The organism is Pseudomonas sp. AMR01 (assembly GCF_041946035.1).
GTDB lineage: Bacteria > Pseudomonadota > Gammaproteobacteria > Pseudomonadales > Pseudomonadaceae > Aquipseudomonas > Aquipseudomonas antarctica_B.
In genome coordinates this window covers 75,624-102,081 of the sequence record NZ_JAUTYR010000010.1, presented here as the reverse complement: position 1 = coordinate 102,081, position 26,458 = coordinate 75,624, and the positions used below count along the sequence as shown (strand labels likewise).

Here is a 26,458-nt window from a genome sequence, read left to right as displayed (position 1 = left end):
ATTTCATGAAAAAATTCAAACTATCGCCACCCCAGTCGTTCACACCCTTACGTACAACGTTAGGCAGGAGGCGACATGCAATACCGACAACTGGGCCATTCAGGTCTGCTGGTATCCGAAATCGTACTGGGCACCGTGCCATTTGGCGGTCGTGCCGAGTTCGAAAAATGCGGTTCGGTGGACGTGCCCCAGGCCAAGCGCATGTTCGACATCGCGTTCGACGCCGGGGTCAACATGATCGACACCGCCGACCTCTACTCCCACGGGCTGGCCGAAGAAGTGGTAGGCAAAGCCCTCGGCGACAAGCGCCATGACGTGCTGCTCGCCACCAAGGGCCGCAGCCCCGTGGACAAGAACCCGAACAACTCGGGTTCGTCGCGCTACCATCTGATTCGCGCCTGCGAAGCCAGTTTGAAGCGCTTGGGCACCGACCATATCGACCTCTACCAGTTGCACAACTGGGACGGCATGACGCCGATCGAGGAAACCCTCGAAGCCCTGCGGCTGTTGGTCGGTTCGGGCAAGATTCGCTACTTCGGCACCAGCAACTTTACCGCCTGGCAGATGATGAAAACCCTGGGCAAAGCCGAACTGCACGGCATGCTCAAACCCATCACCCAGCAAATTTACTACACCCCGGAATCCCGCGAGGCCGAGTACGAGTTGCTGCCGTTGGCGCTCGACCAGTCCATCGGCACGTTGGTGTGGGGCCCGATGGGCGAAGGCCTGCTGACGGGTTCGACGCGTCGCGGGCAGAAGCCTCCTGCCAACACCCGTCAGGGCAGCGACTGGCCGGAACCCTATGTACATGATTACGAGCGCGCTCTGGACATCATCGAAACCCTCGCCGCCGTCGGTGATGAACACGGGGTATCGGTGGCGCGCACCTGCCTGGCGTGGCTCAAGGACCGTCCGGGGATCACCTCGCTGATTGTCGGCGCCAGGACCGAGGAACACCTGCGCGACAACCTCGCCGCGACTGAATTGAAACTCAGCGAAGACCAGTCCTCGCGCATCGAAGCCGCCACGCGACGCCAGCCGCTGTACCCGTACTGGCATCGGTTTACCGCCGGGATTGATCGCTTTGACCCGGCTGAACAGCCATTCCTGAAAGAGCATCAAAAGACCATGGATGCCCGTAAGGACAAGTAAAAGCCCTGGCGAACACTGAACCTTTGAGGAGGGAGTTTGCTTGCGCTGGACTGCGTAGCAGTGCCATTTTTGGGGCCGCTTCGCGGCCCAGCGGGAGCAAGCTCCCTCGCCACAAGGAATTGTTGCCGCGCCTGAAAACTCAAGACCCGAACGTTGGCTGGGCGGAGTGTGTTTGAAACCTCGCCAACCCCATTGGGCAATGGACGACCGCCACCAACCCGTAAGGCGTGATCAGCGCTTGGGCACTAGGCCGATCGCGCACGCCACCACCGCCGGGTCGCCATCGCAGTGTGCTCGCGGGCTTATGGACGGCGGCACGATGCGGCCGTCAACCGCACGTAACACGGGGCGTTCGACGGTCGGCAGGCTGTGGGTGGGGTCGACAATTTCCATGCAGCGGCGCAACGAGTTGAAGTCCGGCGATTGCGAGAGAGACAAATGCAGGGTCTGGCTCACCGAAACCGACACCACCGAACTCAGCGCGCACTGGCCGTCATAGATCAGTGTGTGGCGGATTTGCGGGTTGTCATGGCAGTACTTCAGCAGGTTTACCTGCGTTGAACGCACCAGCGCCGTGTTGATGATCAACAGGTCGAACGCAACGCCCCCCGACCGCGTCAGCCCCATCAATTCATCAAACGAGCAGAGGGGGGCAATGCGGTGATAGCCCAGTTGATTGAGCATTTTCTCGATCTTGAGCCGTTGCAGGAAATCCGCATCGGCAATCAGAAGGCGTAACGCTTTATTTGACATAGGGTAAACCTGACAGTTGGGCATCAACGTCGATCATTCAACGGTGATCACGGTAACGGTCAGGTGCTAACGATGACTTTAAGGCGATTCTGAAACGGTAAGCAGGGGCACCCACCGACTTTTAAGAATCGCCTGAAAGCCTTGCCGATTTGCGCCCTCTAACATGGCTTGCGTCGCCCCACGTACCCATGGAATTCGCCTGTGTTGATGTCACTGTTCAGACTGCTGCTGCTCGCCGGCTTGATGCTCGCCCTCGCGCCTTCTGCCCGTGCGGCACTGAAGATCGAAGGCACCCGCCTGATCTATTTTGGCCAGGACAAGGCGGCGACCCTCGGCGTGGTCAACCAGGCATCCCAGGAAGTGGTGGTGCAAACCTGGATCACTGGCGAGGACGACTCGGCGGACCGCCGCGTGCCGTTTGCCGCGACCGAGCCGTTGGTGAGGCTCGGCGGCGGCGAGCATCACCAACTGCGCATCCTGTATGCCGGAGAAGGCTTGCCGACCGACCGTGAGTCGCTGTTATGGCTGAACATCATGGAAATCCCGCGCAAGCCGGAAGACCCCAACGCCGTGCAGTTTGCGATACGCCAACGCCTGAAGCTGTTCTATCGCCCGCAGCAGTTGACCGGCGGCTCCGCCGAGGCGGTGCAGCAACTGGTGTGGAGCAGCGCCGATGGGCACAGCATTACGGTGAGCAATCCGAGCGCTTATCACCTGTCACTGGTGAACCTGCACACCGACACTCAAGCGCTCAGCGACTACCTGTTGCTCAAGCCCCGGGAAAGCAAAACCCTCACGGCACCCGGCGTTCTGCCAACAGGCACCACCGTCCATTTCACCGAAATCACCGATATCGGCTTGCAGGCCCGCCACAGCGCGGCGCTCAAGTGATAGTTCGCGAGGAACTTGCACTTATGTCTCTCACCAAACGTTTTCTACCCTTGCTGCTGTGGGGCTGCGTTGCGCTGCCCGGCACCAGTTATGCATTGGCCTGCCGCGAGGATGGCACCAATTCGGTCATCACTTCCGAGGCGCTGGGTACCGCGCTGGCGGTCGCCGCCGATGCGCCCAATGGCTCTATCATCTGGGAGTCTGGCCCGCGCAGCGTGAATGTGATTTGCAAGGACGACTTCTTCCACGGGCGTGAAGAAGTGTACTTCTACGTCAACCCGGCGCGCGTCAGCATTGGCAAGGGTATCCGCGTGGGCATCCGCTACAACAACGTGCCGATCACTCAAAGCTCCGGCAAGGTCGGCACCGGGTTCTTTTCCGACCGAGGTTGCACCGCGTCCAATTGCGTGGGTTGGGACAAGGCCCGGTTCACCCTCAATTTCAGCGTATTCATAGAGAAGTACGACCCCACGCCACCGAGTGGCCAAGCCAGCCAGTTAACCTCCTACCGAGTATTTCAGCTGGATGGCGTGCTCGGGCTTAACCCTCGGCCCAACAGCAACTTTAACTACGTGGTCACCGGCATGAACGGCATCCGCTTCGTGCCGTGCACACCCGAACTGACCATCAGCCCCAGCACGGTGATTTTCCCCACCCCCTCGCGCAAGGCGTCGATCGGTGAGGTTGCCAGCACGGCGAATTTCAGTTTGAACCTGCGCAAGGGCTGCGACACGCCCTACACCGTCAGCGCACGCTTCGCGACCACGCCGGGGGGCGGAAGCGTGATCGACGGGTTGCTGGTGCCGCCCAACAACAGTTCGGTGGGCATTTTGTTGTCGCGCGCCGAGAGCGACAAGCAACTGCCGTTCAACACCTGGTTCACCCTCCAGGAGCTGATGGGGCTGGGCCAGAGCCACGATGAGTTTCGTGCCGACTTGAAATGGCGAACGCCGCCAGTGCCCGGCGCATTCGACGCCGCCGTGGTGGTGGATATGTACTACAAGTAGCGGCTTTTTAAGGATCGTCTTATGCCACCCGCACCGACGGGCGAATAATGTCTTGCGATGCGATTGAAAAGTTATCTGCTCCAGATCAACCCCGTCCTCTCCCGACCCGAAGCAGCCAGAAGGCTGCTTCGTATTTTCGCGACGGTGTTATTGATCGGCATCCTCAGCGGGGTCTATACGTTTCTGCTGTCGACCTTCAACAACGACATTTCCCAGCGACGCGGCTACATGAGCAGCGCGATTGCCGAGGCCCACACGTTTTTCACCAACCGTGAGGCCCTGCTCGAAAGCCTCAGCCTGTCAGCGGTGCGCAAGCAGTCGAGGCCCTACGCGCCCTCCCCGGAAGAACAACGCATGCTGCTGGGCGATACGCCAGGCAACCAGTGGAGCCTCTGGCTGACGGCACGCATGCGCGACTACCTCAAGGCCAAACAACTCAACTTGCTCTACGTGAACGCCGGCCCGAACCCGCAGGTCACCCGGCTGTACGACGCCACCGCGCAGGTGCTGCCGATCTCCACATACATGCTAAACCGCCTCAAGGCGCTGCAACACAGTGACCCGGCAACGCTCAACGAGCTGTGGCTCAGCGACACCACCGAGCAGCACGCACACCTGTACATTTTCATCCGCCTGGACGAACACGATGCCGAGTCAGGGTGGCTGGGCCTGGAGATGGAAAGCCGCGAGGTGTCCTCGGCGCTCAGCGATCAAAGCGCGGGCGAGTTCATGATGCTCAGCTCCCAGGGCCTGCTGGTGTTCACCAACAGCGCGGACGCGCGCCTGAGCCAGCAACGCTTCAGGCCCGGAGAAGAGAGCTTTTTCGGTTTCGTCGGCAACGGTTTCCTGCCCGATCACCTGGTGATTCGCAAACACTTGAAGTCTTCGGACTGGCAGCTGATGTACTCCATCGACTTGCGCGCCGTGATCAACGGCGTGTGGAAACAGCTGCTCGGTTCACTGCTGTTCTGCCTGCTCAGCCTGACGCTGATCTGGCTGGTGATGCGTCGGGTAGACCAGCGCTTTATCGTGCCCTCGATCCATCGGATCCAGGCGTTGATCGAAAGCGAGGCCTTCGGCCGCGACGTCATCCAGACCGCTCCCGTCGCCCTTTGCGTACTGCGCCGTACCGACGGCCAGGTGGTTCTGGAAAACACCCTGGCCCAACAATGGCTGGGCGACGGCCCCGAGCGCGAAGCGCTGCGCGCGGGCTGGATCGAGCAGGCCTTCGCTGGCGAGCCGGGCGAGCGCTCCGATTACTTTGAGACGGTCGACGGCCGTCACCTGTACCTGAGCAGCGCGCCGACCCGCTACAAAGGCGAAGACGTGCTGTTTTGCGCGTTCAGTGACATCAGCGCGAGAAAGCAAGTCGAGGCCGCGCTGGAAGAAGCACGGCACTCGGCCGATGCAGCCAACGCCGCGAAAACGCTGTTCCTGGCGACCATGAGCCACGAGATCCGCACGCCGCTGTATGGCGTGCTCGGCACCCTTGAATTGTTGGCGCGCACGCAGCTGGATGCCCAGCAAAAAGACTATCTGCACGCTATAGAGGGCTCATCTTCGACATTGCTGCAGTTGATCTGCGATGTACTCGACGTGTCAAAAATCGAGGCCGGGCAACTGGCCCTGGAACTGAGCGAGTTCTCGCCGCTGGACCTGGTGCACGAGATCATCCAGGGCCACGCCGCTGCCGCGCAGGGCAAAGGCCTGCAACTTTACGCCTGCTTTGATCCCAAGCTGCCCGAGCGGCTGATTGGCGACGTGACGCGTATTCGCCAGATTCTCAACAACCTGCTCAACAACGCAGTGAAATTCACCGACTACGGGCGCGTGGTGCTGCGGGTCAAAGTGCTCTGCCGCGAGGGCGAGCGCACCAGCCTGTTGTGGCAAGTCTCGGACACCGGCAAAGGCATTACTCAGGAAGACCAGGCGCTGATTTTCGAGCCGTTCTACCAGAGCGAAGGCAACACCCATGTGGTCGCCGGTACGGGTTTGGGGCTGCCGATTTGTCAGCGCCTTACCGAATTGATGAATGGCACTCTGCGCATGGTCAGCGAACTGGGGCTGGGCAGCAGTTTCAGCCTGACCCTGCCACTGGAAGAAGCGCCCACCGCGCCGATGACCCCGTTGCTGGCCGAGACCATTTACGTCGCCTCGCCGATCCCCGAACTGGCCCACGCCATCAGTGGCTGGTTACGCCGCTGGGGCGCCCGCGCACAGACCGGCCTGCCGACGCTGCCAGACACTCACCTGCTGCTGCAAGTGCACCCCGGCAACGTCGATCCGTTACTGGCGGCGGACTGGCCCGGCCCGGTGATCCATGTGAGCGGCAACGCCTGCAACACCCCGGAAACCGACGCGGGGGCGTGGCACGTCAACCTCAACCACTTGGGTGCGATTCATCAGGCGGTCAGCCAGGCCCAAGGGTTGTGGGTGGCCCGCAATGATGAACCGACGCGCCAGCGCAACCTGCAAAAGCTCAACCTGCACCTGCTGGTGGCCGAGGACAACATCATCAACCAACTGATTTTGCGCGACCAACTCGAAGAACTCGGCTGCACCGTGGAACTGGCGGCCGATGGTCAGGAAGCGCTGCAGCTGTACACCGCCGGCCAATTCGACGTGGTCCTGACGGACGTCAACATGCCCCACATCAACGGTTATGAACTGGCGCGCGAACTGCGGCGCCAAGGCTGCCCGTTGCCGATCATCGGGGCCACCGCCAACGCCATGCGCGGCGAGGCCGACCTGTGCCTGGCCGCCGGCATGAACCATTGCCTGGTCAAGCCCTTTGCGTTGCGAGCTCTATTCAACTCCCTGGCGCCTTATGCACGGATCACCCATGAAGCCTCTTAGTATTTTGATTGTCGAGGACCATCCCCTGCAGCACATCTACCTGCAGCACCTGCTGGGTGAGCTGGGGGATTTCATGCTCGAAACCGCCCAGGATGGCAAGGAAGCGCTGGCGCGTCTGCGCCAACGGGATTTCGACCTGGTACTGACCGACCTGCTGATGCCCGGCATGGACGGCGTGCAGTTTATCCAGTGCCTGGCCGGTCTGCGCTGCAAGCCAGCCCTGGCGATCATGAGCGCGGCCTCACGGCGCATGTTGATGGCGGCAAGCCTGGTGGCCAAGAACCTCGATGTGGAAGTGATCGGGCTGATCTCCAAACCGGTCGCCGTCGACGCGTTGCGCACGGTGGTGGACCAGCTCAAGAACAAGGCCCGCACACCCTCGCCCACGTTACCCGAGCACCTGGATATCGACCGGCACACGCTGGTGCAGGCCATGGGCAACGGCCAGTTCCAGGCGTGGTTCCAACCGAAAAAATCCCTCGCCAACGGGCGCATCGTCGCCGCCGAAGCGCTGGTGCGCTGGATGCACCCCGAGCAAGGCGTGATGCTCCCCGCTGCGTTCTTGCCGGCCATCAAGGCGTTTGAACTGGAAGAGCGCCTGTTGTGGCTGGTGCTCAAACAGGCGATCCATGCCCAGGAGCGTTGGCGCCAGCGCGGCTATGAAATTCCGGTGTCGATCAACCTGCCCACGCACCTGCTTAACAGCCATGACCTGGCCGATCGCCTGCTTGAGTTCGTGCTGCACTACGACGGTATCCCGGGGATGATCTGCTTCGAATTGATGGAGTGCTCGGTGCCGCAGGACATCAGCAACTTCTACGCCGGCGCCTGCCGCTTGCGCATTAAAGGCTTCGGGTTGTCCCAGGACGACTTCGGCAAAGGCTACAGCTCCTACCTCAATCTGGTGTCCACGCCGTTTACCGAACTCAAGATCGACCAGGCACTGGTCCAGGGCAGCCACGACAACGAAGGCATGGCCCAGGCATTGGCAAGCATCATCGCATTGGGTCGCAAGCTGGGGCTGACCGTGGTTGCCGAAGGCGTCGAGACGCCCCAGCAACTAGCGCTTTTGCGCAAGATAGACTGCAATCAAGTGCAGGGCTTTCTGATCTCCCACGCGGTTTCTTCCGATCAATTTCAACAACTTCTGAACAATGATGGCCCCGCGACATCTCACTAGCAGCTGGCGGTGGATTATCTGCCCGATTTAAGGACTAGACTCCTTCCAGTGCCGATTTTCCCTGCGCCTGCGGACCCCACTGATGAAGCACAACAACGCGGTTCTCGAAGCCTTTACTCGCAGCTCCTCTCGCTTGAACAAAGGCCTGATGGTGATGCTCGGGCTCGTGTTGCTGCTGGGCCTGAGCAACGTCTGGTCGCTGCAGCGCGCAGTGGATACTCGCTACGGCGCCATACGTTTTCATTTCGTGCGCCTGATGGAAAACCTCGAGCAGCAGGAGACGTACCTCAAGACCCTCGCGCACCCAGGCATCCAGGCCGAGTTGCTGCGGGCCACCGACGTTCAGGTCAGCCTGAAAAGCCGTATGGTCGATACCCGCCGCACGCTGTACGAAGGCCAGAAGTATTCATTCTCGGTACCGTTCAGCGTCAAGCTCGATGAACAGCTGGTGGACGCCGCCGCCAGGCCGCAGATTTTTGCCCTCGGCGCCCACCTCAGCAGTTATTACAGCGCGTTTTGGTCGTCTTCGCCGTACGAGGCGCCACAGACCTTTGTGTCTAACCGGCAGGCCCATTACTCCATCACCATTCCGTCCATCGGCTACCGCCACGGCGACAGCCCGAGCGACGCCGACAACCCGTCGGGGCTGATCAATGCGGTGCAGGACACCCTCGCGCAGGCGCCCCAGGTACTCGAGGCAGACCGTGTGTATTGGCAGGCGGGGCCTGCGCCCGAGCATCTGCTGGCGTACATCGGCATTCCCCTGGACGGCACGCACCAGGCGGTGGTTGGCACCTTGCTCGACCTGTCTCAAGCCGATGACATACAGCGCACGCTGGACCGTTCGGCGTTCGATGGCTTCACCCTGATCGCGCACGATGGCAGCACCTTCAACAGCACCGACGCCTTGGGCGCGTCACTCAGCGACGGCGTGCACTTCAGGGCGAACGGCTTTGAATTCAAGATTACCGAACCCGGTGAGCAGCCGTGGAGCGCGGTGTACACGCTCAGTTATGCGCATTTTTTCCACTATGCGCTGTGGCCGCTGAGCAGCCTGGCCCTGCTTTTTGCCAGCGTGATTGCCCTGGGCTGGGCCGGCAGCCGCTGGTACCGGCGCCAGGTCATCACGCCTGCACGCCTGGCCCACGAACGCATTGCCGAAAGCGTGGCCTTCAGCCGCGTGATCATCGACACCGCGCCCACCGGGTTGTGCGTGGTCCGGCGCAGTGACAACACTGTGCTGATCGAAAACCAGCGCGCCCAGCAATGGCCGGGGAGCGAGCGCCTGGTGGCGGCCCTGGCCGGTGTGCACGACAGCGCCGACAGCGGCGAGACCCACCTTGAAATCGAAGGCCGGCACCTGCAGATCGGCTTTGTGTCCACCCGCTATCAATCCGAAGACGTGCGCCTGTATGCCTTCAACGACATCACCCGGCACATCGACGACGCCACCGCCCTGGAAGACGCGCGCCGCGCCGCGGATGCCGCCAATGAAGCCAAAACGCTGTTCCTGGCGACCATGAGCCATGAAATCCGCACGCCGCTGTATGGCGTGCTCGGCACCCTTGAATTGCTCGGGCTGACTGAACTAGACCCGCAACAGAACACGTACCTGCACACCATCCAGCGCTCGTCGGCGACGTTGTTCCAACTGATCAGCAATGTGCTGGATGTGTCGAAAATCGAATCCGGGCAAATGGCAATCGAAGCCGTGGACTTCTGCCCGCTGGACATGCTCGAAGACACCCTGCACACCTACACGGCATTCGCGCAGCGCAAGGGTTTGCAACTCTACAGTTGCATCGATCCGCAATTGCCGGACTGCGTGATGGGCGACCCGATGCGCATTCGCCAGATCCTCAACAACCTGGTGAGCAATGCGCTTAAGTTCACCGACGTCGGGCGCGTGGTCATCCGCGCCAGGGTGACCGCGCGCGACACTGAAAGCGCCGACCTGGAATGGCAAGTCACTGACTCCGGCGTGGGTATTGCCGAGGCGCAGCAAGCCAAACTGTTCGACCTGTTTTATCAGGCGCCCGACACCTCCAGCGAAGGCGGCGCCGGCTTGGGCTTGCCCATATGCCGCTGGCTGGCGCAGATGATGGGCGGCGAAATCCGCGTCGTCAGCGAGCCAGGCCTGGGCAGCAGTTTCACCCTGAAACTGCGCTTGCCGCTGTGCTGCGGTGCACTGCCAAACCTGCCAGTGATAGAACCCAGCCTCACCCCGGTGTTTGTGCAGGCGCCGGTACGCGAGTTGGCGCAGTCGCTGTGTGACTGGCTCAATCGCCTGGGTGTTACGGCAGCCCTCGCCGCGCCCACACAGGCGCCGCACGGAGTGCTGGTGGACATGTTGCCAGACGAAAACGCTCCGACTGTGGCAGGCCAACGCGTGCTGTGTGTACCTGGCGCCCACAGTTTGCCCCTGCACACAGAAAGGGGTTGGGTGGTGGACATGCACGACGTGCGCGCGATTGCCGCCACCGTTTCACTGGCCCAGCATGGCCGGGATACGCCTGCGCCCATAGTCCGGCCGCAGAGCGCCGGGCAATTGGGCTTGCGCATCCTGGTTGCCGAGGACAACCCGGTGAACCAGGCGGTGATCAAGGAGCAACTGCAGGCGCTCGGCTGCTCGGTCACCCTGGCCGCCAACGGCGAGCAGGCGCTGCAGCTTTGGCAGCCGCAGGCCTTTGACCTGGTGCTGACCGACGTGAACATGCCGTTGATGAACGGCTATGAACTCGCCACGATTTTGCGCGAGCATGACCCCCACTTGCCGATTATTGGCGTGACCGCCAACGCCATGCGTGAAGAAGGCGTGCGTTGCCTGGCTGTGGGCATGAATGCCTGGATCGTCAAACCCCTGAGCCTGCAAACCTTGCGCGCTCATCTGATCAAGTTATGCAAAATCAGGCTACCGGCAGAGCCCCCAACCGAGCACTTCGAGGACAGCGTGCAGATGTCGGACGCGATGCGCCCGCTGTTCATCAGCAGCCTGAAGCACGACCTGCAACGCATCGACGAAGCGCTGGAGCAACGCAATGCGCACCAGCTCGCCCAATTGCTGCACGCCACTGCCGGGGCTCTGGGTGCGGTGCAGGCCCTGAGCCTGGCCAACGCGTGTATCGAGCTGGAAACCGCACTTGGCCGTGGCAGCCTCGACACCGCACTGGCGCTCAAGGTAAAGGCGCTGACACAGCGACTGTCGGCCGTTCTAGAAACACTCACGTGACGACTGAGCACTGAACTTCAGCCCGGGAACGCTTCCCTCACTTGAACCGGCATTACGGACGGCCCTTATGAAAAAATTCAACGTGGTTATCGCGGACGATCACCCGATTGTGCTGCTCGGGGTACGCGAACTGGTGGAGCGCGATACGCGCTTTCAGGTTGTGGGTGAGGCCGTCTGCTCGGCGGGCCTGATCGAGCTGTTGCAGCGCCAGGACGTCGACATTGTGATCACCGACTACAACATGCCGGGCGACTCGCCCTATGGCGATGGCCTGAAGCTGGTGGAATACCTGAAACGGCACTTCCCGCAGGTGCAGATCCTGATCCTGACGATGATTTCCAATCACCTGATCCTCACTCGCCTGCAGGAACTGGGGGTGGTCGGCATCATCCAGAAAAGTCAGCTGCACACCGAGATTCAACTCGCCCTCAAGGCGATTGCGCTACGGGGTGTCTATCGCAGCCTGGAACCGCCGAAAACCTCGGTGATCGAGACACTCACGGCCATCGACGAACGCTTTTCCACGCTGTCGCCCAAAGAGTTTGAAATCCTGCGTTTGTTTATCTCCGGCATGAGCGTGAGTGACATTGCGCGCAGCCAGCATCGCAGTTCGAAAACCATCAGCGCGCAAAAGATTTCGGCCATGCGCAAGCTTGAAGTGAGCAGTGACCAGGACCTGTTGGCGTATTGCCTGGCGCGTAATATTTTCAACTGATACACCCCTCGCAAGCCATTCCCCCGCAATGGCTTTGCCCCTCGTTTTGTGCTTTTCCTCCTGCATTTCAGGGCATTCGCCCCCTCTGCTTCGCGGCTTATAAGAATCGTCTTATTCGCCCGCCCGCCCCTGCCGCTTACTCTTTCCTGGCAGTTCAACAAAGCATTTTTTCAACCAACACTTACGGACATCATCATGAAGAAGTTTTCCCTGGCTGTTATCGCCTCGGCCATCATCGCCGCTTCCGGCAGCGCGTTTGCCGAAGACGCAGCGCCTGCTCCGACCCTGGGTGGCAGCGGTAAAATCACCTTCACCGGCATCATCAACAACGACGCCTGTTCGGTAGATGGCGCCAACTCCGACCGCAGCATTTCGGTCGACATGGGCAACGTTTCGATCAAGGACATGGGCACCGCAGAGAACCCGACTGCCGGCCGCGTGACTGCCAAGGATTTCAACCTGAACGTCAACTGCAACCAGGGCACCAAAGTCGCGATGATTTTTGATGCCAACAATGGCGGTTCGGGCCTGGTGACCGGCAAAAACGTACTGGCCCTGAACGCCGGTTCCGCGTCGGCTAAAAACGTCGGTATCGCCCTGCTCGACAGCAACGGTGGTCTGATCAACCTCAGCTCGCCAACCACCGCACGCATTGAAAGCACTATGCACGGCCAAGGCGCCGAGGGCGGCGACGCCACCCTGAGCTTCGCCGCTGCCTACGTGACCACCGGTGCAGCCGGTTCCGCTGTCGCGGGTCGTGGTGATGCCACCCTGCCGTTCATCCTGCAATACGAATAACCCGGCGCTCAGGCACCGAACGCGCGAGGCCCTGCGGCCTCGCCATTTTCTTTTGATTTCACCGGATAACCCTCATGCTGCCTCGTTCTTTTGCCGCGTGCCTGGGGCTGCTGGGCGTGCTTTTGGCGACCCCGGCAAGCGCCAGCATTTCATTGAATGCCACCCGAATTGTGTTTGATGGCGACCACAAGGAAGCCAATATCACCGTGCGCAACGGTAATCAGGATGTGTTGGTGCAGTCATGGGTCGATATGAACGACGCCAGCGGCAGCCGCGCGCCGTTTGCCGTGACCCCGCCGTTGGCACGCGTGTTTGCCAAGGAACAACAACTGCTGCGCATTCTGTACGAAGGCACGGGTATGCCCACGGACCGTGAGTCGGTGGTGTGGCTCAACGTGCAGGAAATCCCCAAGGCCAGTGCGGCCGAGAACACCTTGCAGTTGGCCATCCGCCAGCGCATCAAGATTTTTTACCGCCCTGCCGGCTTGCCCGGTTCGGCGTTGCAGGCGCCGGCGCAGCTTGCGTGGACATTGGTGCGCAGCGGCGCGCAGACCGTGTTGCAGGTGAAAAACCCGACGCTGTATCACGTGTCCATGGCCGATGTGAAAGTACACACACAACTGGCGAGTGACTCCACCATGATCGCGCCCGGCGAGCAAAAGCAGTTCCCGCTCGGCGCCCTGCCCGGCGATGGCCCGGTGCAGCTGTCGTTCTCCAGCATCAACGACTACGGCGCGCAGAATCAATACACCGCACGCCTGGCCCGTGGCGTTTCGGCCGCCGTCTACGCGACTGAGTCACGTCTGAACCCTTAAGAATTTCCGCTCACCCTCCGGCTTACTTCGCGGGCGCGTTCGCGTGCCCGCCTGTTGGCTGATCAGGGATGTCATAGGTCTTCGCATGTCTTTTCTTTCCAGCACCCGGCCCGCGCGTTGCGCACTGAAGTTGAAGACGCTGTCGCTGGCGATGTTCGCCAGCCTGCCGGCGCTGGCGTTGGCCGATGACGCTGCGGAAACCTTCAACACCACGTTCCTGCAGGGCTCGCAGTCACCCGTCGACCTGCAGCAATTGCTGTCGGCCAACAGCGTATTGCCGGGCAATTACCGCGTCGACCTGTACAGCAACGAAGTGCTGGTGGGCCGGCGCGACATCGACTTCAAGCGCAACCCGCAAAACGGCCGGGTAGAAGCCTGCCTGACCCTCGACCTGCTCAAGCAACTGGGCATCGACATGACCCGCTTGCAGGCCGAAGGTAAAGTCGACCCGCAGCACCCGCTGGAATGCTACCCCCTGGCGGACATGATCAAAGACGCCAGCGTGCGTTATGACAGCAGCCGCCTGCGCCTGATGGCGAGCATCCCGCAAGCCGCCATGCAACGTGGCCTGCGCGGCTATGTCGACCCACAGCTGTGGGATGCAGGCGTGCCGGCTGCGTTCATTAACTACCAACTCAACAGCAGCCGCACTGCCGGTGACTACAAGACGCGAATCAACAATAATCTGGGCCTGCGCAACGGCATCAACCTGGGTGCCTGGCGACTGCGCAACGAGTCCAACCTGAGCAGCGGCACCGGGCGCCCGAACACCTTCACCAGTAATCGCACGTACCTGCAACACGACGTGACGGCGATCAAGGGCCAGTTCAGCGCCGGTGAGATTTTCTCCGACACCGACCTTTTCGACAGCGTGCGCTATCGCGGCCTGAAACTGGCCTCCGACGAAGGCATGCGCGCCGACAGTGAGCGCGGTTATGCGCCGGTGATTCGTGGCGTGGCGCAGACCAACGCGACGGTGGAAATTCGCCAGAACGACTACATCCTCTACACCGCCAACGTGGCGCCTGGCCCGTTCGAGATCAACGATATCTACCCCAGCGGCTCCAACGGCGACCTGCAAATCACCGTGATCGAAGCCGACGGCAGCCGCCGCGTGACCATGCAGGCGTTTTCCAGCCTGCCGATCATGGTGCGCGAAGGCCAGGTCAAGTACAGCGTCTCGGCGGGCACCTTCAACAGCAATACCGACGGCCTGGCCACGCCGCGTTTTATCAGCAGCACTGTGGCGTACGGGTTGACCAGTAACCTCAGCGGCATCGTCGGCGTGCAAGCGAGTGAGGATTACAGCGCGCTGTCCCTTGGCGCGGGCAAAAACACCTCGCTGGGCGCGGTGTCGCTGGATGTCACTCACTCGTCGAGCAAAGCACGCGGGCAAACCACCCAAGGCAACAGCGTGCGCGCGCTGTATGCCAAAACGTTCGCCGGCACCGACACCAACTTCACCCTGGCCGCCTACCGCTACTCCACTGAGGGTTACCGCAGCCTCACCGACCATGTCGAAGACATCAGCGAAGGCGCCCGCGTGCGCACCGGCAACTCGAAAACCCGCACCGACCTGACCATCAACCAAAGCATCGGGCGCAACCGCGAATTCGGCAGCCTGTACATGAATGCCAGCGATCAGCGCTACTGGAACCGTGGCGGCTCGCAGAGTTTTTCCGCCGGTTACACCAGCAACTGGGGCGACTTGAGCTACAACCTGGGCGTGACGCGCACCAAGCAAATCGTCACCTGGGGCCAGCCGAGCAGCGACACCCAGGTGAACCTGTCCATCTCGTTCCCGCTGGGCAGCCAGGCCCGCGCGCCACGGGCATTTGTCACCACCAGCAGAACTCACGGCGACACCACCACTCAGGCCGGTGTCAACGGCTACGTCGCTGATGCCAGCGACACGTTCTACTCAGTGCAGGCCGGTCACAGCGATACCAGCGGCGACTCAGGCTCGGTCAATATCAACAGCCGCACGTCCGTGGCGGATGTGAGCCTCGGCTATAGCCAGGGCCAGGGTTACAACTCACAAAACCTCAACCTCGCCGGTTCGGTGGTGGCCCATGCGGGCGGAGTCAACCTGGGGCAGACCGTCAGCGAAACCTTTGCACTGGCCGAAGTGCCGGGCATCGCCGGGGCGAAAATCAGCAGCTACAGCGGGGTCGAGACCGGTTACAACGGCTATGCGGTGATCCCCACCGCGCAACCCTATCGGGTGAACTGGATCAGCCTGGACACCCGCGACCTGGGCGGCGACGTGGAAATCACCAACGCCTCCCAGCAACTGGTGCCACGCCGGGGCGCCATCGTCGTCGCGCGCTACAGCGGGTCCACGGGGCGACGTGTGTTGTTTGAATTGTATGACGCGCAGCATCAGCCGTTATCCTTCGGTGCCTCGCTGGAAGACACCGCGGGCAAGCAGCTGGCAATCGCTGATCCGAATGGCAATGCACTGGCGTTGGTGGAGCAGGACCAGGGCACGTTGATCATCAAATGGGGCGAGCAGCAATGCCGTGCGACGTATGCACTGCCAGCGCAGAACAAGGCGCTGAACTATGAACGCCAGGCGCTGGTGTGTGCGCCTTGATTGTGCGGCGGGTTCGCTGCCAGGTGCACCCACCCACGCTCAGATCTTCTGATTCTGGCGAATATTCCAGCCAAACTTCACCGGCCCGCCCTTCTCGTCGCGATGGGCCTCATCCCTTGATTCGCCCTTGATATCTCCCAGCATCAAAAACATATCAACTGCCATGGTTCTTCCCTGTTTATGTAGGCGTCGGTACTGACGTGGCGCGCACTTTTCGCTAATCCGGCGGGTGCTAACAAGACGCCAAAGCAGGATAAGGACGCACCTCACCTGAATTGGCGAACCTTCCGACATTCAGCCCTGCCTGCCCGTCTCTACTCTCTCGGCTCCCGCATAAAAGGAGTTTAGACATGGCGGCTTCCCTGCTGAAAGATGGATTCCCCTCAGCCCACCGCACGACACGCCAACGACTTGAAAGCAGCCTGGATCTGAGCCGGTTGTTCTCTGCCATTGACGCAGACCCGGCATTGATTGGCGCTGGAGTTGTGTACATCGACGAAGACTTCAACGTCGTGACCCTGCGTGATTTTCAGGCGATTTGCAGTGTGGTGCCCAAGAAAGTAGTTCTGCGTGAAGCGCCCCGCTACGTGGGGCCGGCAGAGTTCAAGCGGATGTTGGAGCATGAGCCGCGACAGTCGAAGTTAGTGGCAGAAGCGGTGAATACGGCGGTGACGTGTGCGGGGGCGATACTGAGCTGGGTCGTGGTTTCGAGTGGTGTGGCATTGATGCCGTTTACGGCAGGGACAAGTGCAATTATTTCAATCATCGGCAAAGCAGCTGCTGTTGCGGGCACTATTCAATGCATCGCTGGCGTTATACGGACGGGAACAGAGGCGACTTTTCCTCAAGTTAATGACTATCTGGATAACGAAGCTTGGTACCAGGCTGCGACAGCCATGCTGGACGGTGTTGCTTTACTAGGTGTTACCACATCGGCTTTGGTAACAATGAAAGTCATCAAGACAACCACTAACGTAACGGGGAAAACCACTTACCAAGCGCTCAAAGGCCTGACTCGGCAAGAGCGTACAAAGCTCAGCAATGAACTACTAAGAATCCAGCACCCGAAACTGACGCTCAAACAGCTAAAACTGGAAAAAGCTGCCGGCCGGGTTCCCAAACGTATTAGCGCCACACAAATGCAACGGGCAACCGTCATCCATATAATGGATGTCGCAGCAGCCTCGCTGAGTTTCACCAGCAGTGCAGCGAACGGAAATGTGAGGGCATTAGCGATTGGCATCTACGAGGAAGTCATACAGTGAGCAAAAAAGGCAACATAAAAAACCGTTGTTACTCAGCGGCTTTTATTGAAGATCCTTGGCAATTGCTCAAGCGGTACATGCCGTTAATCGCGGGTGACATGCTTGCCGGCTGCTGCTCGATTGCATTAACCACGATCCTCGCGATGCTCACCTATCTCTCTACTCAAACCGTAGACGTTATGGCCAAGACCGTTTTTTTGTGCAGCATCGGATTGGGTGGAGTGTTTGCCCTAGCCAAAGCAGAAGTGTTGTACGGTCGTATTCATTGGGTCTGGATAAATGTGAGCGTCTATTTTATTTGCTTAGTGGCTTCCCTCCCCACAATCGTTTACCAACCCAACACCTATCTCTACGCCGCCGCCCTCCTGAACCCCTTGATCGGCTTGCTCATCCTCAACAGCAACCGCTGCCGCGAAATGCGCCACAAAATGGTAGAAATCCGCCAGAAACGCCAAGACATCATCGCGACCCTGAAAAAACAGGGCCGCTGGAAATGGTGGACCGCCGGGAAATATTAAACTGTGGGAGCGGGCTTGCTCGCGAATGCGGTGGGTCAGTGGATGGATTTGGTGGCTGACCCACCGCATTCGCGAGCAAGCCCGCTCCCACAGTTGGATCTCCATTTTGTCTGGAGAATCGCAATCTGCTCTTAAAAAAGCGCCTTTGATTCAACCACTCAGGTCGGCTACTAGGCCGACCTGAGTGGTGTAGATCAAAAGCGGTCTGGTGTAGAAGCTGCCTTTTGTGGGAGCTGGCTTGCCTGCGATGGCATCTACTGGATGTAACTGAATGACCGAGGTGCCTGCATCGCAGCGGTGCGACGATTCGACAAGCCAGCTCCCACAGAGAAGCAGATTTGTGAAGAGATTAGAGGCTTACTCGGTCAAAAATGTGGGAGCGGGCTTGCTCGCGAATGCGGTGTGTCAGCCAATGCATCCATCAACTGACCCGCCGCATTCGCGAGCAAGCCCGCTCCCACAATTGGATTTTCATGTAGCCGTCAGAAAGTGACCTGGTCTTTTACAAGGCGTCCATCGCATTGCACAACCCGGCCTTCTCCAGGCGCTCCGGCATTCTGCCGATTTCAGTGTTCAACCGTTCCAGCGACAGCAAGCAGTTTCCACCCTCCAGCAGCATCAGCTCATAGTCCTGCCCTGCTTTGGGCGTAAACCGAAAAGTTTGCTGGCAGCTGTAGGAGTACCCGCTGGAAACACTGCCTTCGCTCTGAAAATTCATCGCAAAAGGCTGATTGGCAGGGATCTTCAGCTCGGTGCGCACGCTTTTGCCGCCCACCTGCCTTTCACTGGGCGGCATGCCCAGGCTGCGTCCATTGTTCTGGTCAGCAAAGCCTTTCTCCAGCACCGCCATCACGCCTGAGCCCGGTACGCGCCAGTCGATGCAATCACGCCCGGGCACGCCTCGGGCCATGCCGTTGGTAATGATCCGCAGGCGTGCGGTATCACCCGACGTGGGTTCGACATAAGGCGTGGAATAAGCGCGAATATTCGAGATATTCCCGCAGCCGCTTAACGTCAGGGCAATGCCTGCTACCAGCAGAGGTTTCATCGAAAAGTCCTTTTTTGAGAGGGTGTCAGCGGCAGTGATAAGGGCTCTCGCCACTCAACTCCTTACCGGTGACGGTGTCGCGAATAATCACCGTGGCACCCGGCGCATTCAGGCACATGGCATTGCGCACCGGGTAAATTAATGCGCCGCTTCACAGGCTTTGAGCGGACGGTCAGTGCCTTGGGTGCACATGTCAAAGCCGTCGCTGCGGGTATAGCCTGCGCGCTTCATGCATTCGAAACGCTCAGCCCTTTTTTCAAGAGGGGCACCAGGATCGTTCGCGTAGCCACAGGCCGCCATCGTCTGGCGCACCTCGCTGTTACCTTGACCAGCTTTCTGCCAGAGATCCACGTCCGCGGTCGGCGGCTGAAAGGGCTTGGCAAAACAAGCGCTGACGAGCGGCAGCAGGCAGACCGCGAAAACAACTAATTTGGGCTTCATGAACACTTTCTCATTTTCCCCGCTCAACCGGCATAAATGCCGGCAGTGACTTATCTTGATCTGTCCAACAGCGCGTACAAGCATCCGGCCCGGCAGGGTAGCAGCTGTGCACGGTGATCGTGCCTTTGAGCACGCTGATCACTTCCTTAACGTAGCTGAAACCTGGCGGCAACACGCCACGCATACCGGGGTTGTTGCCAATCAACGGCCAGGTAGCCACAGGCTCATTTACTGCTGCGGCCGCAACAACTGCATCTGCTGGCGATAATCATCCGTCACCTGCCGCGCCTGTCCATTACTCGTAATCACCCTAGGCGTAATCAACACAATCAACTCCGTGCGATCCTTGGATTTACTGGTGTTGCCAAACAACCACCGCAACCCCGGAATCTTCCCAAGATAAGGCACCGCACTGACACTCTCCGCGTTGTCCTGCTTGATCAACCCCCCAAGCAACACTGTCTGCCCACTCTGCACCGCCACCTGCGTGGACACCGAGCGCGTGGAAATACGCGGGTTGTTCTGCGTATCGTTATTGCCCGTCTGATCCTGCGCATCACTGACCTGCTGCTGAATATCCATATACACCAGGCCACCCGGATTAATCCGCGGCACCACATCCAGAATCACCCCGGTCTGCACATATTCGACACTGCTCAACGTCGTGTCGGACGTCCCGGTATTCACCGTGGTCTGACTGATGGGAATGTTATCGCCCACCTGAATCTGCGCCGGCTGATTGTTCATCACCACCAGCGACGGCGCCGAAAGCACCTGGGTGCGGCCGTTGGTTTCCAGGGCGTGCAGGGCCACTTGCAGGTTGGTGCTGACGAAGGAATAGAACAACGAATCCGTAGCGCCGAGGCCCGCGCCGCCACCGCCCAGGGCACCCTGGCTGCCGGACGTGTTGCCCACAGTGGTGCTGGTCGAGTTACCGGCCAGGCGGCCCAAGTACCATTGCACGCCAAGGTCGAGTTCACCGGTGAGCTTGACCTCCAGAATGCGCGTCTCGATCTGCACTTGCAGCGGTGGGTTATCGAGGCGTTTGATTGCCGACTCGATTTCCTTCCACTGCACCGGGCGGGTGCGCACCAGCAGTTGGTTACTGCTCTTTTGCGCCGTAATGCGGGTGCCGGCGTCGAGGCTTTTGGCGGGGGCATCGGCGGTCGCGCCCTGCTCCGCGCTTTCGCTGTCCGGATCGGCTTCGGGTTCCTGCTCATCCTCTTCTGCGCCAACCGGGTTGTTGCTCATGCCGGTATTGGCGCCATTGAGGCCGCCGGGCGTGCTGCCGGAGGTGCTGTTGGTGCCGGGCGACGATAAGGTCGCGGTACGCAAACCGGGAGCGACCTTGGCCGGCGCGTCGTCCTTGATCGCGCCGCTGCCGTAGATCTGCCGCAGGTATTTGGCCAAGTCGGTGGCCTTCATGTTGCGCACGTCGTAGACGTACATTTGCGGCTCATTGCCGCCGCCTTCGTCGATGGTATGGATCCAGTCGCCGACTTCGCTCAGGTACTGCGGTTGGGACGAAATTGCTACCACCGAGTTGGTCCGCTCAATCGGCAGAAAGCGCACCATGCCCGCCAGGGGCATGCCGCTGTCGGGGCCGAACATTTTTTGCAGCTCGGGCATCAGCTCGGCCACTGAGGCGCGCTGCAGGCCGAACACGCCTACCGACATGCCTTTGAGCCAGTCCACGTCGAACGTGTCGATGGTGTCCTGATAATTGGCGAGTTCCTCAGGGGTGCCGGCCAGGCTCAGCACATTGCGCGCCGGGTCCACCAACAAAAACGCATTTTCGCGGGCGAACGGCTTGAGCAGTTTCTGCATCTCGGTGGCGGAGATATAACGCAGCGGAAACAGCCGCGCCGACAAGCCGTTGGAGGGCTGGGAAACGCGCATTTCCGGCACCAGCTTGCCCGCTACCGCCTGGTTGGCAGGCAGGATGACGTAGCGGTTGCCTTGTTTGATCATCGCGTTGTCGGTCCACGACAACAGGGTTTCAAGAATCGACAGGGCCTGTTTCTTATTTACCGGTTTTGAAGTGGAAAAGCTGACGTTGCCCTTCACGCCCTGGGTGATGCTGTAGTTCTCGTGCAGCAGGTCGCCCATCACGCTGTTGATCACTGCCTCGATGGGCTGGTCGGCAAAGTTGAACACGATGTCGCCGCTGGCCTCATCTTTAGCCGCCGGCGCGCCCACGGATTGGCGCACAAACTGCTGATTGCCGCGAATCAACTGGCGCTGCGGCGGTGTCGCAGCCTGGGGCTGGCGGTTATCCGGCGGTGCCTGTTCGCTGGCCGGGTCCACGGCTGGCCGTTGCGAGCCGGTGCCCTGCATGGCTTCGTGCAACAGGGCATCGTCCGGGTCAAGGCGGTTGGGGAAGGTCCCACAGCCGCCGAGGGAGACGGCGGTGGCCAGGCAAAACACGGTGGTGCGCAAGGCGCCAGGGAATGTATCGATCAAGGGTTTGACTCGTGAGGAAGGGAAATCGGGGGTGTGGTGGACGGCGGCGGCAAACGCAAGGCGCGCAGGCTCAGGGTTTGCGTGCGGCCGTCCTGCGCAAAGCGCGCGTCACGCGGTGTCAGGTGTTCCAGCCGCCAGCCGTTGGGCAGGGTCTGGCCTTGGTGGACTTTGAGCGGCGGTGCGTCGGCACGCTTGAGCATCGCGACCCGCAGGTCGCCGTCGATCAGGATGCCGGTCAGCGTCAGGCTCGACAGGCTGGAAACCTGGGCTTGCCCGACCGCATCATCGGGGCTGCGGTCCGGACTGAACAACGGTGCCTGCCAGGTACCGGCCAGGCTTTCAAGGCTCGCTTGCGGTGCAACCTGGACCTTGGCCGCCGCGCGGGTGCTAGCGCTCGGCGCCGGTTCCGGCAGCCACTGCGGGGCATCGCCGATGCTGCTCAGAATGCCGACCATCAACAGGCCCAACAGCGCAGACAAACCGAGCAAGCCCCATTCGATAGGGCGCAATGCGTTGATCATCGGGCCACCTGCCTGGCGCCAGCCGGTTGCAGATAACCGCGCACCAGCAAGTGCACGACCAATTGGCCCGCGCCGCCACTGGCGGGGGCATCCGGGCGACGACGGATACTCATTTCATCGACAAACAGAAACGGCTGCTGGTATTCCAGTTCGTGCAGGATCGCGGTCAAGGGCTCGATGGCGCAGTTAAGCGTCAGGCTGACCTTGACCTGCCGATAGGGCTCGGTGTCGTCCTGCTCCGGGGTGATCGGCATGCGCTGAGTCAAGCTGCAACCGCCGCCGACCTCGGCACGGCTGTTGATCAGGTCGGCGATGCGCTGCATCAAATCCGCCGCTACAGCGCTGGGGTCTTCTCCCGGCAGCAGGCTGTTGCTGCTGGCCGGGTCCTGGCGGGCTTGCTCCAACTGCTCGCGCAGCGATTCGCCCTGATGCAGCACGCGGGCATAGCGTTGCTGCTGCTCGCGCAACTGTTCAGCGCGCTCGCCCATGGTGCGCAGCGGCCCGGCGAACCAGCTGTCGATCAACAGCCAGTAAGCCGCGCCCAGCAACAGTGCCAGCACCAGCAGCGCTGCGCCACGGCGTTCACGGGGTGTCAGTGGTCGGCGCATCGGCGGCCTCCTGGTGCAGGTGGGCACGCAAGGAAAACTGATCCTTGCCGGTTTGCGCATCCGGTTGGATGACCCCTTCGAACTGGGCGTTTTCCAGGCTGTGACACGCCTTGATCCGGGTGATCAGCGCACTGGCCTTGGCGCTTTGCCCGGAGAACGACACGTCGGCGCCATCGTTGATTTCCAATTGATCGATCCAGGTGTCGGCGGGCAGGCAGGTGGTCAACTCGTTGAGCAACGCGGCCAAAGGTGGCTGGGCCGATTTGCGGCGGATCAAGTACTGCGCGGCGCCACGGGTGTTGAGCAATTGCTGGCGCAGACGCTGCACCTCGGCCACCTGGGCTTTTTGTTGCTGGACGCTGGCCTGCATCGTGTCGAGCACCCGTTGACGATCGTTGAGCCACAGCAGCATCGCCGCAATCAGCAAAGCACCGCACAACCACGGCAGACTGCGCTGCAAGCCTTTGCCCCTGGCCCGTTGGCGCGGACGCAACGGCGCCGGCAGCAGGTCGATTCCCAGGTTCTGCACATCCACTTGATGCGGGCGCAGGCCAAGGGCGGCGCAGTCGAGCAGGATCTGGTCGAGGCGTTCGCGCAGGATCGCCACCAACGTTACGTCCAGATGGTTGGGCGTGCGCCGCTCCTGGCGCGCCACGAAATACAGCTGCTGGGCTTCAAACGGGGTAAACCGGTCGAGTTCATAACCCACCACCGCGTGCAGGTTGCGCGCCGCTGCCAACGGCAGTTGCAGCCGCTGCACCAGCACCGCCGAGGGGGCGAGCATCAGCACCTGACGCACGTTATCGGGCGTTGTCGCGACCGGCTCGGTCAGCGGCCAGTGGTAGGTCTGCTCCGGCGGTTCGTGGTGCTTCAACCAGGCCGGCAGGCAGCCGCGCAGCTCCTTGAGCCACAACCGCCAACCCAGTTGCAGCAGGCTGCCGCGCCACTGTCGGACGATAGGCTCGGCCAACTGCTCAAGCTGGGCCAGGGATTTGGATAACGATCGATTCATTCCTGCCAACGCAGCACCCGATAAGGTTGTGCGCTTCCCTCCGATGGGCTCAATAAAACGGTGACGTGCAACCGCGCGTGATAACCGCCGGGGCGGTTTGCTCGACTGCTGATCACCAACACTTCGCCAGGATCGGCGCCCACCGCGCTTTGCTGCGGCAGGTTCAAGGCCTTGCGCATCAGCGCGCCGACAAACGCCGGATCGGGTCGATCCAGGCCACTCCACAAGGTGATTTGCGGCACCAACCGGCTGTACAGCGCCTGGCTCATGCCCGGCAGTTGGCGCAACTCTTCCACCACGCGAAACGGTGCCAGGCCTTTGTTGCGCCGGTTTTCCAGGTCTTTGGCCAACTGTGTGGCCTGAGCCTGAGTCGCCCCGCAGGCCAGGGCCAGGCGGGAGAAATCAGCAGGCTCGGCACTGTTTAAATACAACTTGCCGCGCTCGCTGCGCAGGCTCACGTGCAACTGCGCGTCGTCAAACACCAGAGGCATTTCGCGCCCATCGGCGACCCACTGTTTACGCTGCACCGGGTCGGCCAGGGCCTGCATCACCAGCGCCACGCCCGCCTCCGCCGCCAGCACGGCCTGGGTGTGCTGGCGATGCCACAGGGCCTGGCGCGTTTCCAGTTGCACCCAACCGGCCAGGCCGCCCAGCAACAGGCTGAGCAGGGCCAGTACCCACAGCACCAGCAACAGGGCGACGCCACGCTGATGCTTCATTGATCCGATGCTCCGCCCGACAGGTTCAAGCGCAAGGCCACCACCTGAGTGACCCAAGGCACCGGCCCCTTCACCGTGGCGTCGATGCGCACGGCATAGGGCAAGCGTTTGGTCCAGGGCCAGTCGCTGAGCCAGCCGGTGGGCTGGCCTTTAGGCGACACGCCGCGATAACTGAATTGCACATCTTCAAGGTTTTTCAACAGCACCTGAGGTTCGCTGCGCAACGCCGGCACGCTGGCGTGGGCGGCAGATTCAAACTGCGCGAACGCCACTTGCAAATCGCGCTGGCCCTCGGCTCCGACGAGTTGCAAGGTGAAGCGCTGGATGCCGCCACCGAGCACGCCAGGCAAGGTCGCGACAAACTGCAGACGCTGCGCGGAACCCGCAAAAAAGCCATCGGTCTGGCTGTCGTCTTCAGTCACGTCCAACGGCAGCGCCTCGCTGATGGATGTGCGCAAAAACTGCTGAGCGGCGCGCATTTCGTCGAGGCTGCCCGTGTAGCGCTGGGCCTTGAGCACCGCACGGTTTGCCCCCAGTAATGCGCCGCCAACCAGGGTCAGCAGCACCCCGAGCAGGCTGAGCACAATCATGATTTCGAGCAGCGTAAAGCCGTGTTGGCGTCTATTCACAACGGCGCCCTGTCGCTTGCGGCGCGCAATTTCAGGGTGCTGAAATGCGCCTGTCGCGGGCCTTCGCTGACGTTCAAGTCGAGGCGAAACAGGCGCGGCTGGCCCATTCGGGTCGGCTGCTGGGTAATGCTCAACTGCCAGCGAATGCCGTCCAGGTTGCCCTGGCGGACCTCGTTGGCCAGCGGCCCCGTGCCTTCCTGATCCATCACGCTCAGCGCCGCATGGGTCAGGCGATCACTGTGATTGACCTGCAATAACGAGCGTGCGCTTTGGCCGAAGGCGACCAGCAGCACGGTGCTGCACATCGCCATAAGCATCAGCGCCGCGAGCATCTCCAGTAAGGTGAAACCCGATTGGCGCTTCATGGCAACGCCTTGGACTGCACGCTGCCGGTCAGCCAGCCAATATCGATGCGCCAGCGGCGCGCGCCATTGGCCAACAACAGGTTGCCGCCGGTGGAACTGCCGTCGGGGTAAAACTCCACCGCCGAGCCCGCCTGTTCGGCGGTGTGCAGGGTCAATTGCAAATCCGCCGGCCAATGCCTGGTCGGTCGACCCGGCGCCTGGAAGCTGAGTGTTTGCAGATCAAACTCGGTCTTGGCCGACTGCCCGCTGACAATCGCCCGGGCTCGCGTATTGCGCAGGGCATCGACGATCTGCCCGACCGTCTGGCGCTCCTTGGCAGCCTTGAGCCCTTGTTGCAGACCAAACCCCACCAACCCGGCCGCGATGCTGATCAGGACGATCACCACCAGCATTTCCAGCAGGGTAAATCCGGCTTGGGGCTTGGACATGGCCAGGGGTTATTCCCAATTGCCCAGGTCGGCGCTGTAACCTTCGCCGCCCGGCTGGCCGTCCTGGCCGTAAAAGATCAGGTCGAAGGCGCCATGTTCACCGGGGAAGCGATAGCCGAAGGCATGGCCGAACGGGTCCTTGAGGTCTGACGGTTTGGCGTACGGGCCTGCCCAGCCGGCCGCGTTAGCAGGTTTTTCGACCAACTGCTGCAGGTTCTTCGGCGGGGAGCCGAGGTCCAGGCCGTAGCTTTCGATCTTCATGCTCAGGCTGGCCAGTTGCGCCTTGCCGGCGCCGTACTTGCCCTTGTCGACGTTGCCGCCGACCTGGCGCACCACGATGGTCGCGACAATGCCCAGCAGCACGATCACGGCGAGCATTTCCAGCAGGGTGAAACCGCTTTGGCGGCGTGCAGCATTGAATCGGGTCGGGCGCATCGGGTTGGATCCTC

The 26,458-nt window shown here is 61.1% G+C and carries 24 protein-coding genes and 1 pseudogene; 12 read left to right on the top strand and 13 right to left on the bottom strand.

Translation table 11 applies throughout. The annotated features are described in order from the left end of the window. The first annotated feature begins 75 nt into the window (after positions 1–75). A complete protein-coding gene (locus tag Q7C20_RS12045; protein ID WP_375067573.1) occupies positions 76–1,152 on the top strand; it encodes an aldo/keto reductase in 1,077 nt (358 codons plus the stop codon). 231 nt (positions 1,153–1,383) lie between these two features. Here the strand turns inward: Q7C20_RS12045 and Q7C20_RS12040 are convergent, their stop codons facing one another. After that, on the bottom strand, positions 1,384–1,905 hold the full coding sequence (locus Q7C20_RS12040) for a chemotaxis protein CheY (RefSeq protein ID WP_375067571.1): 522 nt from the start codon (positions 1,903–1,905) through the stop codon (positions 1,384–1,386). A 207-nt stretch (positions 1,906–2,112) separates the two neighbouring features. On the opposite strand from Q7C20_RS12040, the gene Q7C20_RS12035 reads away from it, so the two are divergent. From Q7C20_RS12035 to Q7C20_RS11995, 9 genes are all read left to right on the top strand, one after another. Continuing rightward, positions 2,113–2,796, top strand: coding sequence for a molecular chaperone (locus Q7C20_RS12035; RefSeq protein ID WP_375067569.1), 684 nt, complete (start codon positions 2,113–2,115; stop codon positions 2,794–2,796). Between the two features lie 23 nt (positions 2,797–2,819). After that, positions 2,820–3,803, top strand: a complete 984-nt coding sequence (locus Q7C20_RS12030; protein ID WP_375067567.1) for a fimbrial protein — start codon at positions 2,820–2,822, stop codon at positions 3,801–3,803. A gap of 57 nt (positions 3,804–3,860) precedes the next feature. Continuing rightward, entirely contained in the window at positions 3,861–6,659 is a 2,799-nt protein-coding gene (locus Q7C20_RS12025; protein ID WP_375067565.1) for an ATP-binding protein, read from the top strand. Beyond that, complete coding sequence (locus tag Q7C20_RS12020; protein WP_375067563.1) at positions 6,646–7,839, top strand: EAL domain-containing protein; 1,194 nt, start codon at positions 6,646–6,648, stop codon at positions 7,837–7,839. The genes Q7C20_RS12025 and Q7C20_RS12020 overlap by 14 nt, the downstream gene beginning before the upstream one ends. 82 nt (positions 7,840–7,921) lie before the next feature. Then, positions 7,922–11,068, top strand: a complete 3,147-nt coding sequence (locus tag Q7C20_RS12015; RefSeq protein ID WP_375067562.1) for a response regulator — start codon at positions 7,922–7,924, stop codon at positions 11,066–11,068. Between the two features lie 67 nt (positions 11,069–11,135). Beyond that, positions 11,136–11,783, top strand: coding sequence for a response regulator (locus tag Q7C20_RS12010; protein WP_348057558.1), 648 nt, complete (start codon positions 11,136–11,138; stop codon positions 11,781–11,783). 195 nt (positions 11,784–11,978) lie between these two features. Beyond that, positions 11,979–12,581 (top strand): fimbrial protein, encoded by a 603-nt coding sequence (locus tag Q7C20_RS12005; RefSeq protein WP_348057560.1) that lies wholly within the window; start codon positions 11,979–11,981, stop codon positions 12,579–12,581. A gap of 74 nt (positions 12,582–12,655) precedes the next feature. Next, positions 12,656–13,396: a molecular chaperone gene (locus Q7C20_RS12000; RefSeq protein ID WP_375067559.1), complete on the top strand. Its 741-nt coding sequence runs from the start codon at positions 12,656–12,658 to the stop codon at positions 13,394–13,396. A gap of 85 nt (positions 13,397–13,481) precedes the next feature. Further along, positions 13,482–15,992 (top strand): fimbria/pilus outer membrane usher protein, encoded by a 2,511-nt coding sequence (locus Q7C20_RS11995; RefSeq protein ID WP_375067557.1) that lies wholly within the window; start codon positions 13,482–13,484, stop codon positions 15,990–15,992. Positions 15,993–16,085: 93 nt separating this feature from the next. Here the strand turns inward: Q7C20_RS11995 and Q7C20_RS11990 are convergent. After that, positions 16,086–16,157, bottom strand: a pseudogene (locus Q7C20_RS11990) (type VI secretion system tube protein Hcp); the annotation flags it as partial. Between the two features lie 185 nt (positions 16,158–16,342). Here Q7C20_RS11990 and Q7C20_RS11985 point away from each other — a divergent pair. Further along, positions 16,343–17,257 carry an NAD synthetase gene (locus Q7C20_RS11985; RefSeq protein WP_375067556.1) on the top strand — a complete coding sequence of 305 codons (915 nt, stop codon included), beginning with the start codon at positions 16,343–16,345 and terminating at the stop codon, positions 17,255–17,257. After that, positions 17,254–17,775: a hypothetical protein gene (locus Q7C20_RS11980; RefSeq protein ID WP_375067554.1), complete on the top strand. Its 522-nt coding sequence runs from the start codon at positions 17,254–17,256 to the stop codon at positions 17,773–17,775. Before Q7C20_RS11985 ends, Q7C20_RS11980 begins: the two co-directional genes overlap by 4 nt. Positions 17,776–18,277: 502 nt before the next feature. Here the strand turns inward: Q7C20_RS11980 and Q7C20_RS11975 are convergent. The 11 genes from Q7C20_RS11975 to gspG form a co-directional block, all read right to left on the bottom strand. After that, positions 18,278–18,823 (bottom strand): hypothetical protein, encoded by a 546-nt coding sequence (locus tag Q7C20_RS11975; RefSeq protein ID WP_375067552.1) that lies wholly within the window; start codon positions 18,821–18,823, stop codon positions 18,278–18,280. A 138-nt stretch (positions 18,824–18,961) separates the two neighbouring features. Next, positions 18,962–19,264 carry a hypothetical protein gene (locus Q7C20_RS11970; RefSeq protein ID WP_348057572.1) on the bottom strand — a complete coding sequence of 101 codons (303 nt, stop codon included), beginning with the start codon at positions 19,262–19,264 and terminating at the stop codon, positions 18,962–18,964. Between the two features lie 228 nt (positions 19,265–19,492). Then, a complete protein-coding gene (gene gspD / locus Q7C20_RS11965; RefSeq protein WP_375067550.1) occupies positions 19,493–21,727 on the bottom strand; it encodes a type II secretion system secretin GspD in 2,235 nt (744 codons plus the stop codon). Further along, on the bottom strand, positions 21,724–22,248 hold the full coding sequence (locus tag Q7C20_RS11960) for a hypothetical protein (protein ID WP_375067549.1): 525 nt from the start codon (positions 22,246–22,248) through the stop codon (positions 21,724–21,726). Before Q7C20_RS11960 ends, gspD begins: the two co-directional genes overlap by 4 nt. Continuing rightward, positions 22,245–22,856 carry a type II secretion system protein GspM gene (gene gspM, locus Q7C20_RS11955; RefSeq protein WP_375067547.1) on the bottom strand — a complete coding sequence of 204 codons (612 nt, stop codon included), beginning with the start codon at positions 22,854–22,856 and terminating at the stop codon, positions 22,245–22,247. The genes Q7C20_RS11960 and gspM overlap by 4 nt, the downstream gene beginning before the upstream one ends. Then, positions 22,831–23,868, bottom strand: coding sequence for a PilN domain-containing protein (locus Q7C20_RS11950; RefSeq protein WP_348057580.1), 1,038 nt, complete (start codon positions 23,866–23,868; stop codon positions 22,831–22,833). The genes gspM and Q7C20_RS11950 overlap by 26 nt, the downstream gene beginning before the upstream one ends. After that, positions 23,865–24,587: a type II secretion system minor pseudopilin GspK gene (locus Q7C20_RS11945; RefSeq protein ID WP_375067545.1), complete on the bottom strand. Its 723-nt coding sequence runs from the start codon at positions 24,585–24,587 to the stop codon at positions 23,865–23,867. Before Q7C20_RS11945 ends, Q7C20_RS11950 begins: the two co-directional genes overlap by 4 nt. Next, on the bottom strand, positions 24,584–25,216 hold the full coding sequence (locus Q7C20_RS11940) for a prepilin-type N-terminal cleavage/methylation domain-containing protein (protein WP_375067543.1): 633 nt from the start codon (positions 25,214–25,216) through the stop codon (positions 24,584–24,586). The genes Q7C20_RS11945 and Q7C20_RS11940 overlap by 4 nt, the downstream gene beginning before the upstream one ends. Then, positions 25,213–25,581, bottom strand: a complete 369-nt coding sequence (locus Q7C20_RS11935; RefSeq protein WP_375067541.1) for a prepilin-type N-terminal cleavage/methylation domain-containing protein — start codon at positions 25,579–25,581, stop codon at positions 25,213–25,215. Before Q7C20_RS11935 ends, Q7C20_RS11940 begins: the two co-directional genes overlap by 4 nt. Beyond that, positions 25,578–26,009 carry a Tfp pilus assembly protein FimT/FimU gene (locus Q7C20_RS11930; RefSeq protein ID WP_375067539.1) on the bottom strand — a complete coding sequence of 144 codons (432 nt, stop codon included), beginning with the start codon at positions 26,007–26,009 and terminating at the stop codon, positions 25,578–25,580. The genes Q7C20_RS11935 and Q7C20_RS11930 overlap by 4 nt, the downstream gene beginning before the upstream one ends. A 9-nt stretch (positions 26,010–26,018) precedes the next feature. Next, entirely contained in the window at positions 26,019–26,444 is a 426-nt protein-coding gene (gene gspG, locus Q7C20_RS11925; protein WP_348057589.1) for a type II secretion system major pseudopilin GspG, read from the bottom strand. Between the last annotated feature and the right edge of the window lie 14 nt (positions 26,445–26,458).